The organism is Bifidobacterium sp. UBA744, assembly GCA_002298605.1.
Classification (GTDB): Bacteria; Actinomycetota; Actinomycetes; order Actinomycetales; family Bifidobacteriaceae; genus Bifidobacterium.
In genome coordinates this window covers 17,975-30,512 of the sequence record DBKS01000055.1, presented here as the reverse complement: position 1 = coordinate 30,512, position 12,538 = coordinate 17,975, and the positions used below count along the sequence as shown (strand labels likewise).

The following is a 12,538-nucleotide window of genomic DNA, read 5'->3' as shown; positions in this document are numbered from 1 at the left end:
CATGACGACAGCGGCAACAGCGGCAGCGACCGACCGATGCGAGGACCGGCAGGCGAACCTGTACGAGCCATATGAGTGGCGTCATCCGACGGTGGTGGCGGGTGTGCCGTGGAAGAATCCGGTGGGTACGGCGTCCGGCACGTTCCAATATGCCGCCGTGCGCTGGTTCTATGATGTGAGCCAGCTCGGCGCCGTCAGCACCAAAGGCGTGTCCCCGGTTCCATGGGAGGGCAACCCGGGTGTGCGCACCGCCGAGGGGCCCGCCAGCAACATCAATGCGGTCGGTTTGCAGAACCCCGGCGTCGACCACTATCTCGAGGACGATCTTCCCAAGCTGAAGGCGATCAACGCCAACGTCGTGACCAATGTCTGCGGACACAGCGATGACGACTATGCCGAAGTGGTCGCCAAACTGGCCTCGTCGCCGGCCGATATGCTGGAGATCAACGTCAGCTGCCCAAACGTGAGCCATGGCGGCATGAGCGTGGGGACCGATCCGCAGGCGCTGTATCGGCTTGTCTCCCGGCTGCGTTCACTGACCGACAAGCCGATGATCGTCAAGCTCACGCCCAACGTCACCGACATCACGGCTCCCGCCCAGGCGGCGGTGGAGGCCGGGGCCGACGCGCTCAGCCTGATCAACACGGTCGTCGGCATGCGCATCAACACGCGCACCGGCAAGCCGATCATCGATCATGTGACCGGCGGCGTCTCCGGTCCGGCCGTGTTGCCGATCGGCCTGGCCAAGGTATGGCAGGTCCGCACGGCGCTGCCGGATGTGCCGATCATCGGCATCGGCGGCATCGATTCGGGCGAAAAGGCGTTGGAATACCTGTATGCCGGCGCGAATGCGGTGGAAGTGGGCGCGGCCGCCCTGTTCGATCCGATCGCCCCGTTGCGCATCGCCCGCGAACTCGACGCGCTGCTTGACCAGCGGCCCGACCTGGCCGGCAAGCTGGCGGCGGGCCAATCATGGCGGTAACCGTGGCCTCGTCCCATGCATCCATTGGCAACGATCACCAACACAATCGAAGGAGCATTTCGTTATGAGCGGCAATCTGGACATTCGCTTCACCCAGTTCCTCTTGGAGTCCAAGGCGCTGAAATTCGGCGACTTCACCTTGAAATCCGGCCGCAGGTCGCCGTATTTCATCAACGCCGGCGCATTCGACGACGGCCGTAAGATCGCCACGCTCGGCGCGTTCTATGCCGAAAAAATCGCCGAGGAAATCGCCTCCGGCAATCTGCCCCACGACATCGACACGATTTTCGGACCCGCCTACAAGGGCATCCCGCTGGCCGTCTCCACGGCGATCGCGCTCACCGGCGCCCATGATCTCCAGGTCGGATACACCTTCGACCGCAAGGAGAGGAAGGACCATGGCGACGGCGGCGTGATGGTGGGCACCCAGTTGTCCGACGGCATGAAGGTGCTGTTGGTCGACGATGTGATGACCGCCGGCACCGCGGTGCGTGAGGTCATTCCCAAGTTGAAGGCCGAAGCCAACGTCGAGATCGTCGGCCTGGTGCTTTCGGTCGATCGCATGGAGAAGACCAGGGGTTCCGACGTGTCGGCGGTGAAGGCCGTCGAGGCCGAATTCGGATTCCCGGTGTTTGCGATCGCCAATGTGCGCGAGATCTTCGAGGCCGGCCGGCATATCGCCGCCGCCGACGGTATGCCGTATGTGACCGAGGCGATCAAGGCCGCAGCCGACGCCTACCTCGACCGATACGGCGCGTGAATCCCATGGCCCCTGCCCCCAATGGCGTGAGACGGTTGGCGGCGCATTGACGGCAGACAGTTGAGGCTCCCGCCCGCTGCGATAATACAGGGGCGGGAGCCTCAACTCGCAGGTGGTGCGAACGCCTGGCGTCGGTTGAATGAGCTAGTCGATCAGCGTGTATCCGTGCGCCGACACCACGGACTTGAGCCTGTCGAGATAGTTCTCCGCCGCGGATGAGAGTTTGGCGCGTTCGTTGGTGATCCACCCCACGAGCATGGTCTCATCGGATTCCAACGGCACGGTGACGATTTTCTCATTGTTGAGATCGCCGTTGTCGATGCCCGTGCACACCGTGTAGCCGTTGAGGCCGATGATGAAGTTGAGGATGGTGGCGCGGTCGGTGACGTTGATTTGCTTGGGGGAGTAGTCCGGCCAGACCGCCTCCTCGTAGAAGTAGAAGCTCCCCTCCTCGCCCTGCTCGTATTGGATGAAGGGGTACGGCTTGAGATCCTCCATGGTGAGCGACTTCTTGGACGCCAGCGGGTTGGTGCGCGCCAGGAAGACGTGCAGCGGCGCACGGAACAGCGGATGGAACTCGAGGTGCTTTTCGCGCAGCAGTTTGCCGATGACGTCCTTGTTGAAATCGGACAGGTAGATGATGCCCAGGTCGGACTGCATGTTGGCGGTTTGGTTGATGATGTCGCGGGTCCTGGTTTCGCGGATGGTGAATTCGTATTCGTCGGACTTGATGGAGTTGATCATTTCCACGAAGGCCTCGACGGCGAACATGTAGTGCTGCGTGGACACCGTGCACAGCTGCTTGCGCGGCTTGGCGTGCTTGTACCGTTCCTCGAGGAGGTCCGCCTGGTCGAGCACCTGGCGGGCATAGGTGAGGAATTCCGCCCCGTCCACCGTCAGTGCGATGCCCTGCGAGTGGCGGGTGAAGATCTCGATGCCCAGTTCGTTCTCCAGCTCCTTCACCGAGGAGCTCAACGCCGGCTGGGACACGTACAGCTCATGCGATGCCTCGTTCATCGACCCGCATTCGACGATCTTGACGATGTAGCGCAGTTGAAGAATAGTCATAGCTCGTAGTTATACCACCGCGTCGGTATTGGGCCGGGGCGCCTATCGAAGCAGCGCGACCGGGCTGAGCCTCTTGTTCAGCTCGATGTATTTGGTGATGGCTTCCGGAGTTTCCAGAAAGCCGCGGCGAATCCACAGCCAGATGATCGAGGTGACGGACGATACGACGATTTCGTAGCCGTAGGTGGCCGGAAGCCCTCCCAGCGTCGGTTTGACCCTCATTCTGGCCGCGTTGTCCTCCAGCATTTTCTTGAGGATGGTTTTCGTCTCGTCGTACATGCGCATGTCCTGGCCGGATTGCGAGATCGCATCGAAGAACGCCGCGTCGTTCTTGACGTATTGCAGCGCGCGCAGTATCGCCTGGGGGGCGATGACGTCCAACGTGCTCACATGCCTGTCGGGCTGCGTCGCGTGGGAGGCGATTGCGGGCGGGGTCAGAATGTCGCGCAGGTCCATCGTCGCATTGTCGATGAGCTGCTGCCTGAGGTCGAACTTGTCCATGTAGTGCATGTAGAAGGTGCCTCGGTTGATGCCCGCGGTGCGCGCGATGTCGCTGACTGTCATGGCGTCGAAGCCCTTTTCCCTCAGCAGGGCGGTGAACGCCTCTTTGATCTTCGCCTCGGTTCCGGTGTTGCGCTTGCGGGCCATATCGACTCCTTGAAAGTTGACTCGGGGGAACAGCCTACTAGGAGTTCTTTATTACGTCAACATGGTGTCTATTGTGTGGGTCGGGGCGGACGCCCGGACCGCCGGGAATCCTCCGGGCCGTTACGAGCCATTGCTAGGATGGCAACCATCGGCAGACAAGGAGGACCAACCAATGTTCGGCAAAAAGAGGGGCTTGTTCTCGGATTCACGCATGCCGCTCGGCGATTCCGACCCGCAATTCGTGGAATTGTTCTCGCGATTCGCCTACGACGAGGTGATTCGCGAGCCGAAGGCGAACCATCCCGATCTCACCGACCCGGTGCGGTCTATGGCGATTCTCGCCGCCCTGATGGGGGAGTCCGCCGTCGACGAATTCGAAGTCATGCTGCCCGTCGCCCTGGAAAGCGGCGTCACCCCGGTGCAGGTCAAGGAAATCGTCTACCAGGGCACGGCCTATCTTGGCATGGGGCGGGTGCTTCCATTCCTTCACACGGTCAACGACTATCTGCAGGACAAGGACGTGCCCATGCCGCTCGAGCCCCAAGGCACCGTGACCCCGGAAACGCGCCTCGAGGCGGGGGAGACCAAACAGGCGGAACTATTCGGAGAGAAGATGCGGAATCGTGCGCGGTCCGGTCCGGAGGACACGCGGCACATCGACCGCTGGCTGGCGGACAACTGCTTCGGCGACTACTACACGCGCAAGGGACTGGACGCACGGTGGCGTGAGATGATCACGTTCTGCTTCCTCGTCTCCCAGGGCGGATGCGACCCCCAGGCCACCGCCCATGCCGCGGCCAATATGCGCGTCGGCAACGAGAAGGGATTCCTCATCGCCGTGGTCTCGCAGATACTGCCGTACATCGGCTATCCGCGCTCGCTGAACGCCATCGCCTGTATCCGCGCCGCCTGCGAGGCATAGGGGCTACGCCGTGCACGTCCGCGAAAACCGCCCGTGTCGGTACTGGGCGCGCGGTACGGAAGTTCCATCTAAGTCTGCGTCATCTGTCACAATAATCGGCTGGCATAGTTTGCGACCACGTGGAAAGAGCGGATGACATATGGCTATTGAGGCGCAGGGATTGGAAATTCAGATCGGCGCTCGCACCCTCTTGCACGCCACGGATTTTCATGTGTCCAAAGGTGACAAAATCGGTCTGGTCGGACGCAACGGCGCCGGCAAGACCACGCTCACCCGCGTGATCACCGGGGACATGCTGCCCACGGCCGGCAAGGTGCGGGTTTCCGGCAAGCTCGGATACCTGCCTCAGGACACCCACGCCGCGGACCCGTCCCAAACCGCCCTCGACCGCATGATGAGCGCCCGCGACATCGCCACCATCATCGCGCGCCTGCGCAAAGCCGAAAAAGACATGACCGACCCGGATCCGGACGTCATGACCAAAGCCATGAACCGGTACGACAAGGCCATGCAGGACTTCGACAAGGCGGGCGGCTATGCTGCCCAGTCCGAGGCCATCGCCATGGCCAACTCGCTGGGGCTTCCGCAGGAAGTCATGCAGCAGCAGCTGGGCACCCTCTCCGGCGGTCAGCGCCGACGCATCGAACTCGCCCGCATCCTCTTCTCCGACGCCGACACCATGATCCTCGACGAGCCCACCAACCATTTGGACGCAGACTCCATCGAATGGCTGCGCGGCTACCTCAAACGCTTCGAAGGCGGTTTCCTCGTCATCTCGCACTCCACCGAGCTGCTCGACGAAGTCGTCAACAAGGTCTGGCATCTGGACGCCCAATTGGGCCGGATCGACATGTACTCCCTCGGCTGGAAGGCCTATCTGCATCAGCGTGCGGTTGACGAGGAACGCCGCCGCCGCGAGCGCGAAGTCGCCGAAAAGAAAGCCGAACGCCTCATGAAGCAGGGCATTCGCCTGCACGCCAAGGCCACCAAGGCCGTGGCGGCGCAGAACATGATGCGGCGCGCCGAAAAGCTCCTCGAAGGCACCTCCGAGGCCCAGAAAAAGGAGAAAGTGGCGGACATTCGCTTCCCGGAGCCGGCACCCTGCGGCAAAACGCCCATCATGGCCAAGGACATCTCCAAAGCCTACGGCTCGAACATCGTGTTCGCCGGCATCAACCTCGCCATCGACAAAGGCTCCCGCGTGGTCATCCTCGGGTACAACGGCGCGGGCAAAACCACCACGCTGCGCATTTTGGCCGGTGAGGAGCAGCCCGACACCGGCGAGGTCGTCTACGGCCACGGCGCAAAAATCGGCTACTTCGCCCAGGAGCACGACACCCTCGACATGGACGCCACGGTTCTCGAAAACCTCACCCATGTCGCCCCCGAGCTGGACGACACGCATGCCCGATCCATTCTGGGATCCTTCCTGTTTTCGGGAGACGACGCCATGAAGCCCACCCGCGTCCTCTCGGGCGGCGAAAAAACGCGTCTGGCCCTGGCGACGCTGGTGACCTCCCGCGCCAACGTCCTGCTGCTCGACGAGCCCACCAACAACCTCGACCCGGCCTCCCGCGACGAAATCCTCAAGGCCATCGCCAAATACGAGGGTGCCATCATCCTCGTCACCCATGATGAAGGCGCCGTCCAGGCCCTCAACCCCGAACGCGTCCTGCTCATGCCCGACGGCGACGAGGACCTGTGGAACGACGAATACCTCGACCTGGTTGCCGAGGAATAGGCGTCATCGCAGCCAGCGCCTGAAGTAGTCGCACATGGCGGCGTTGGTGCGTCTCGACTCCTCCCAATCGACCTCCATGATGTTGAACACATGGCCGAGCCGACGGTCCTTCGGCCATATCAACGGTTCGACGCGGGCCCGGCGGGATGCGAGGTAGCCAAGCAGATGCCGGGTCTGCGTGTAGAAGGGGTCGGAAAGCCCCGACACCACGAACATGGGTTTGAGCTCCACATCCTTCATGAAGACGGCGAAGCTGCGGTACGGACGCCACGGCGCTTCGGGGTCGCCCCCGCACATCGACTTGAGCAGCGCACGGTCGGCGACGTCCAGCAGCGGGCTGCCCGGACTGGTGCGGTATGTACCCTCCACAACGCCGTTGACAATGCCCACGGCGCGAATGGACAGTCCATGATCCGGCGCGACGCCGAAGATGCGCTGCTCGCGTCCGCTGGAGTCCACGCAGGATATCAGCGCCGCCAGATGTCCTCCTGCGGAATCGCCGGTGAGGAACACGTTGCCCGGATCGAAGCCGCATTCGTCGGCGTGGGCTCCCAGCCAATGCAATGCGGCGAACAGATCCTGCACCTGGTCGCGCAGATTCGCCCCGGGCTGCAGCCGGTATGCGACGTTCGCCACCATGAAGCCCAATTCGGCCAAGCGGCTGCAGTAGAGATGATTGATGCCCAGGTCGCCGTACACCCATCCGCCGCCGTGGATGTCGACGATCAAAGGAGGCCGGAAATGCCCGCCGGCGTTGGCCGGCCTGTAAACAGCCAACGCCTGATGGGGATCGTCGCCACAATAGCGTGTTTCGGGCCCGACGCTCACCCCGTCCGGGACGCGCAATCTGCCGGCGCGCTCGATCCTGCCGCGGTCCACCGCGGCGCGAAAGACCTCTACGGTCGCATCCCTCACCCAATCCGGTACGTCAAGCCCCAATGTCATGCAACGCCTCCTCTGGCCACCACTGTAGCCGTATCCGCCAGTGCCGGCGGCGCGTCGTTGTCGAACACATGTTCGATTATAGATATACGTCGAACGCACTATGGTTGCGAATGACGTCAGGGCACAGGCGAATCGGCATATACATGAACGGAGAAGATGTGGGCACTTCAGAGCAGCGCAGCGTCGCAGGGGAACGGATGACGGACGGCGACTCCTTCCTGGGTCGCGAGATCGGGAAGGCGCCGCTCAGGAAAACCCCGGACGGCGGACTTGTGGCCGACATATCGCATATTCCCAACGATCTGAAAATCACCATCCAGGGCGCTCGCGAGCATAACCTCAAAAACGTCGATCTGGCGATCCCGCGCAACCGCATGGTCGTGTTCACCGGTCTGTCCGGCTCGGGCAAGTCGTCGTTGGCGTTCGACACCCTGTTCGCCGAGGGACAGCGTCGCTACGTCGAATCGCTGTCCGCATACGCACGCCAGTTCCTGGGTCAGATGGACAAGCCGGATGTCGACTTCATCGAAGGCCTGTCGCCGGCCGTCTCCATCGACCAGAAGACCACCAACCGCAATCCGCGTTCGACGGTCGGCACCATTACGGAAATCTACGATTATCTGCGACTGCTGTTCGCCCGCACCGGCATTCCGCACTGCCCGGAATGCGGCGAGCCCGTTGCCTCGCAAACTCCCCAGCAGATTGTCGACACCCTGATGGCGTACCCGGAGCGCACCCGATTCCAGGTCCTCGCACCGGTGGCGAAGGGACGCAAGGGCGAATTCGTCGAGCTGCTTGACCTGCTGCGTTCCGACGGATATTCCAGGGCGCTGATCGACGGCGAGATGCGACAGCTGTCCGAGGAGATCAAGCTTGCCAAGCAAAAGAAACACACCATCGAAGTGGTGGTGGACCGCCTCGTGGTCAAGGACGGCATTCGGCAGCGTCTGACGGATTCCGTCGAAACGGCGTTGAAGCTCGCCAACGGCACGGTGATCGCGGATTTCGTGGACGAACCCGCCGACTCGGCCCGCCGCCGTCAGCCCTTTTCCGAACATCGCAGCTGCCCGAACGGCCATGTGCTCGAATTGGATGAGATCGAGCCCCGCACGTTTTCGTTTAACGCGCCTTATGGCGCATGCCCCGTGTGCACCGGTCTGGGGTTCAAACTCGAGATCGATCCGGAACTGGTGATATCGGATCCGGGCAAATCCCTCGCCGAAGGCGTGATCGAGCCGTGGTCCAGTACAAAAACCGTCTCGCAGTACTACGGCCATGTGCTCGAGGGGCTGGCGGACGAGATGGGGTTCTCCATGACCACCCCGTGGAGGGATCTGCCCGAGGAGGCCAGGCAGGCCATCATGTACGGCCGCGATTTCAAGGTGAAGGTCTCCTATCGCAATCGGTGGGGCCGCTTGCGCGAATACTCCACCGGCTTCGAGGGGGTGGTGCGCACGCTGATGCGCCGTCACGACGAAACCGATTCGCAGAGCATGAAGGAATACTACGAATCGTATATGCGTGAGGTTCCCTGCCAGGAATGCCGGGGCCGGAGGCTCAAGCCCGAGGTGCTGGCGGTGACCGTGGACGGCAAGTCCATCGCCGATGTGTGCGATATGTCGGTGTCGAATGCCCTCGCCTGGGTGAACGGGCTCAAGTTGGAGGGGGCCGCCGCCACAATCGCCGGGGAGGTGCTCAAGGAGATCAGGGCCCGGCTGGGGTTCCTCAATGACGTGGGACTTGACTACCTCACGTTGTCCCGTGCGGCCGCCACGTTGTCGGGCGGCGAGGCGCAGCGCATTCGCCTCGCCACGCAGATAGGGTCCGGGCTCGTCGGCGTGATGTATGTGCTGGATGAGCCCTCCATCGGCTTGCACCAGCGCGACAACGAGCGTCTGATCGGGACCCTGCACCATCTGCGCGACCTGGGCAACACCCTGATTGTGGTCGAGCACGACGAGGAGACCATCAAAGAGGCCGACTGGCTGGTCGACATCGGACCGGGTGCGGGCGAACATGGCGGCGAGGTCATATATTCCGGCCCTGCGGCGCATCTTGTCGACGCGCCCCGATCCATCACCGGCGATTACATTGCCGGGCGCCGTTCCATCAGGGTGCCCAAATCGCGTCGCAAGGTACACGCCACCCGTCAGCTCAGAGTGGTGGGCGCCAGGGAGAACAACCTCAAGAACATCAACGTGAACTTCCCCCTCGGCGTGATGACCGTGGTCACCGGCGTATCGGGATCCGGCAAGTCCACACTGGTCAATTCCATCCTGTATCCGGTGCTTGCCGATAAATTGAACGGCGCGCGGATCGTGCCGGGCAAGCACACCCGCGTGGAAGGCGTTGACCAGTTGCGCAAGGTCATCCATGTCGATCAGAACCCGATAGGGCGTACCCCAAGGTCGAACCCGGCCACCTATACGGGAGTGTGGGACAAGATCCGCGCCCTGTTCGCCAAAACACCTGAGTCCCAGGTGCGTGGATACGGTCCCGGGCGATTCTCGTTCAACGTAAAAGGCGGGCGTTGCGAAGCCTGCCATGGTGACGGCACCATCAAAATCGAAATGAACTTCCTGCCGGATGTGTATGTGGATTGCGAGGTGTGCCACGGCAAACGGTATAACCGGGAAACGCTTGAAGTGACCTACAACGGGAAAACCGTGTCCGACATCCTCGACATGCCGATTGAACAGGCCGCTGACTTCTTCAAGGCGTATCCGTCCATATCCCGATATCTGAAGACGTTGGTGGATGTAGGGCTGGGATACATTCGGCTCGGTCAGCCCGCGCCGACGCTGTCGGGCGGCGAATCCCAGCGGGTCAAGCTCGCCACCGAATTGCAGCGCCGCTCCGACGGGAAAACCGTCTATATTCTTGACGAACCGACCACCGGCCTGCATTTCGAAGATGTCAGCAAGCTGCTCGCAGTGCTTCAGGGCCTGGTCGACAAGGGCAACACCGTCATCGTCATCGAGCACAACCTCGATGTGATCAAAGCCGCCGACTGGATCATCGATCTCGGACCGGAGGGCGGTGACGGCGGCGGCACCGTCGTCGCCCAGGGCACGCCGGAACAGGTCGCGAAGTGTCCGGAAAGCTGGACCGGCAAGTTCCTCAAGGACATGCTCAAACCGACCGGCGGGAAACAGCGGTGATGGGCGCAGGCATGCTTGAACGCCACAGTCCGGATGAATGGCGCAAAACCGCGTCGGCGCTCCTGTCGTCCGCCGCGGACGCCGCGGGGGACGCGGACGCCGACGGGACCTCGGCGGGACTCAACCACAACGGTGCCCCGCTGCTCGGCGATTCAAGGGATGCGTTCCGTCCGAAGGCCTCCGACATCCCGGCCAAGCCCGGCGTCTACAAGTGGCGTGACGGGGAGGGACGCGTCATCTACGTGGGCAAGGCGAAGAACCTGCGCAACCGACTGTCCAACTACTTCCAGCCGCTGCAGCTGCTGCATCCGCGCACCCAAACCATGGTGCTGACCGCCCGGAGCCTCGAGTGGACGGTGGTCGGCACCGAATTGGAATCGCTGACGCTGGAATATACCTGGATCAAGGAATTCGACCCACGGTTCAATGTGCAGTTCAGGGATGACAAAACCTATCCGTATCTGGCGATCAGCGCGGGAGAGCGATTCCCCCGCATTTGGGTGACCCGCAGCCGCAAGCATCGGGACGCGCGGTACTTCGGTCCCTACGCCAAGGTCTGGCAGCTTCGGCAATCATTGGACAAACTGCTGACCAGCTTTCCCGTGCGCACATGTTCCGACAGCGCGTTCCGCAAGGCAGAGCTGACTCACCGGCCGTGTCTGCTGGCGTCGATCGGCAAATGCTCGGCACCTTGCATCGGGAACGTCAGCGCCGCCGACCATCGCCGCATGGCCGAACGCCTTATCGGCGTCATAACCGGCACGCTGGGGTCGTCGTATGTCGCCCAGCTCACGCGCGACATGAAAGAGGCCAGCGCGCAACTCGAGTTCGAGAAGGCCGCCAGACTCCGGGACGAGATCCAGATGCTGCAAACCGTGATGGAGCAAAACGCGGTGGTGTTCGACAGCCAGGTCGACGCCGATGTCTTCGGCTTCGCTTCCGATGAGCTGGAGGCTTCCATCCATGCGTTCTATGTGCGTGCCGGAGCCATCCGCGGGGAGCGCAATTGGGGCGTGGAGCGCGTGGATGATGCGAGTGAGGCGGACCTGATCGCGGATCTCATGGTGCAGGTGTACTCGGATGCCGCACAGGAGCCGCAAGGCCTGCGCAAGACGGATCGCAATGCGGAAACGGTCCGGTTCCAGACCAATCGCGATGCGCTGGGATCGACGCAAACCGTTACCGCGACGGATGCCGCATCCCGCGCGCGGGCCACCAGGGAGCGCAATCTGCATCAGCAACAGACCGGCCGCGCGGACCTGCTGGCGCCGATCGCGCCCATTCCCAGGGAAGTCATCGTACCGGTGGAGCCCAGTCGGCGCGAGGAGCTCGAAACGTGGCTTTCCGACATGCGGGGAGGGACCGTCACCATACGTGTGGCCGAGCGCGGCAGCAAGAAGTCGCTGATGGATCGCGCCACCGACAACGCCAGCCAGGCGTTGCAGCGCAGCAAAATGAGCCGCATCAGCGATATGGGCGCCCGCACCGCCGCGATGAACGACGTGGCCAAGGCCCTGGGGCTCGACCAGGCGCCGTTGCGCATCGAATGCTACGACATTTCCAACACCGTCGGGGGCGCCTATCAGGTGGCGTCCATGGTGGTGTTTGAGGATGCCGTTGCCAAAAAGTCGGAATACCGGCGCTTCGCCATCCGCGGCGTCGATGGCCGGGGCGCAGTTGACGATCTCAGCGCCCTCTACGAAACCCTGACCCGACGGTTCCGGCATGGCAATATCGCCGGCGACTCCGGCGAGAGCATGGAGACGGAGCGGCGTCTCGTCGGCGGCAAGAGCGGGCGGAACACCGAGAAGACATCCGACGGCGCTCAGATCGTCCAGCAGAACGCCGAACGCCACCGGTTCGCGTACAAGCCCAATCTCGTCGTCGTCGACGGGGGCAGGCCGCAGGTCATGGCGGCAGCCAAGGCGCTGGAGGACTGCGGCGTGGACGACGTCGCCCTCTGCGGTCTGGCCAAACGGCTTGAAGAGGTGTGGGTGCCGGACGACGAGTATCCGATCATTCTCAAACGGCAGTCGGAAGGCATGTATCTGCTGCAGCGCGTGCGAGACGAATCGCATCGGTTCGCCATCACATTCCACCGTCAGACAAGGCGCAAGGGGGCTTTGCGCAGCGCGCTTGACGACATTCCCGGTATCGGGGAGGCCTACCAGAAGAAATTGCTGCGACATTTCGGCTCCGTCAGGGCGATGCGTGAGGCCGGCGAGGAGGATTTCACCAAGGTGCCGGGCATCGGCAAGGCAAAGGCCAAGTCCATATTCGAGGCGTTGCATCAGCGCGCCTCGTGATGATT

The 12,538-nt window shown here is 62.6% G+C and carries 9 protein-coding genes; 6 read left to right on the top strand and 3 right to left on the bottom strand.

Features of this window, described 5'->3' with window-relative positions; all coding sequences use genetic code 11:
- Nucleotide 1: 1 nt before the first annotated feature.
- Together B2994_RS05825 and pyrE are read left to right on the top strand one after the other, a co-directional pair.
- Entirely contained in the window at nt 2-982 is a 981-nt protein-coding gene (locus B2994_RS05825) for a dihydroorotate dehydrogenase (RefSeq protein ID WP_291527424.1), read from the top strand.
- 64 nt (nt 983-1,046) lie between these two features.
- On the top strand, nt 1,047-1,742 hold the full coding sequence (gene pyrE, locus B2994_RS05820) for an orotate phosphoribosyltransferase (RefSeq protein WP_291527423.1): 696 nt from the start codon (nt 1,047-1,049) through the stop codon (nt 1,740-1,742).
- A 144-nt stretch (nt 1,743-1,886) separates the two neighbouring features.
- Here pyrE and B2994_RS05815 read toward each other — a convergent pair whose 3' ends face one another.
- Together B2994_RS05815 and B2994_RS05810 are read right to left on the bottom strand one after the other, a co-directional pair.
- Nucleotides 1,887-2,810 (bottom strand): LysR family transcriptional regulator, encoded by a 924-nt coding sequence (locus tag B2994_RS05815; RefSeq protein ID WP_291527422.1) that lies wholly within the window; start codon nt 2,808-2,810, stop codon nt 1,887-1,889.
- A gap of 42 nt (nt 2,811-2,852) precedes the next feature.
- Nucleotides 2,853-3,458 carry a TetR/AcrR family transcriptional regulator gene (locus tag B2994_RS05810; RefSeq protein ID WP_291527421.1) on the bottom strand — a complete coding sequence of 202 codons (606 nt, stop codon included), beginning with the start codon at nt 3,456-3,458 and terminating at the stop codon, nt 2,853-2,855.
- Between the two features lie 172 nt (nt 3,459-3,630).
- Between B2994_RS05810 and B2994_RS05805 the strand changes: the two genes are divergently transcribed.
- Together B2994_RS05805 and B2994_RS05800 are read left to right on the top strand one after the other, a co-directional pair.
- Nucleotides 3,631-4,380 (top strand): carboxymuconolactone decarboxylase family protein, encoded by a 750-nt coding sequence (locus B2994_RS05805; RefSeq protein ID WP_291527420.1) that lies wholly within the window; start codon nt 3,631-3,633, stop codon nt 4,378-4,380.
- Between the two features lie 139 nt (nt 4,381-4,519).
- On the top strand, nt 4,520-6,121 hold the full coding sequence (locus tag B2994_RS05800) for an ABC-F family ATP-binding cassette domain-containing protein (RefSeq protein ID WP_291527419.1): 1,602 nt from the start codon (nt 4,520-4,522) through the stop codon (nt 6,119-6,121).
- Nucleotides 6,122-6,124: 3 nt separating this feature from the next.
- On the opposite strand, the gene B2994_RS05795 is transcribed toward B2994_RS05800, so the two are convergent.
- Nucleotides 6,125-7,066: an alpha/beta hydrolase gene (locus B2994_RS05795; protein WP_291527418.1), complete on the bottom strand. Its 942-nt coding sequence runs from the start codon at nt 7,064-7,066 to the stop codon at nt 6,125-6,127.
- Nucleotides 7,067-7,263: 197 nt separating this feature from the next.
- Between B2994_RS05795 and uvrA the strand changes: the two genes are divergently transcribed.
- Nucleotides 7,264-10,227 carry an excinuclease ABC subunit UvrA gene (gene uvrA / locus B2994_RS05790; protein ID WP_291527489.1) on the top strand — a complete coding sequence of 988 codons (2,964 nt, stop codon included), beginning with the start codon at nt 7,264-7,266 and terminating at the stop codon, nt 10,225-10,227.
- Nucleotides 10,227-12,533 carry an excinuclease ABC subunit UvrC gene (gene uvrC, locus B2994_RS05785; RefSeq protein WP_414630650.1) on the top strand — a complete coding sequence of 769 codons (2,307 nt, stop codon included), beginning with the start codon at nt 10,227-10,229 and terminating at the stop codon, nt 12,531-12,533. Before uvrA ends, uvrC begins: the two co-directional genes overlap by 1 nt.
- Nucleotides 12,534-12,538: the final 5 nt, after the last annotated feature.

Excerpts from the sequence above, each read along its gene's own strand:
- B2994_RS05825 (WP_291527424.1), top strand. The coding sequence starts at position 2 with ATGACGACAGCGGCAACAGCGGCAGCGACCGACCGATGCGAGGACCGG.
- pyrE (WP_291527423.1), top strand. The coding sequence starts at position 1,047 with ATGAGCGGCAATCTGGACATTCGCTTCACCCAGTTCCTCTTGGAGTCC.
- B2994_RS05815 (WP_291527422.1), bottom strand. The coding sequence starts at position 2,810 with ATGACTATTCTTCAACTGCGCTACATCGTCAAGATCGTCGAATGCGGG.
- B2994_RS05810 (WP_291527421.1), bottom strand. The coding sequence starts at position 3,458 with ATGGCCCGCAAGCGCAACACCGGAACCGAGGCGAAGATCAAAGAGGCG.
- B2994_RS05805 (WP_291527420.1), top strand. The coding sequence starts at position 3,631 with ATGTTCGGCAAAAAGAGGGGCTTGTTCTCGGATTCACGCATGCCGCTC.
- B2994_RS05800 (WP_291527419.1), top strand. The coding sequence starts at position 4,520 with ATGGCTATTGAGGCGCAGGGATTGGAAATTCAGATCGGCGCTCGCACC.
- B2994_RS05795 (WP_291527418.1), bottom strand. The coding sequence starts at position 7,066 with ATGACATTGGGGCTTGACGTACCGGATTGGGTGAGGGATGCGACCGTA.
- uvrA (WP_291527489.1), top strand. The coding sequence starts at position 7,264 with ATGACGGACGGCGACTCCTTCCTGGGTCGCGAGATCGGGAAGGCGCCG.
- uvrC (WP_414630650.1), top strand. The coding sequence starts at position 10,227 with ATGGGCGCAGGCATGCTTGAACGCCACAGTCCGGATGAATGGCGCAAA.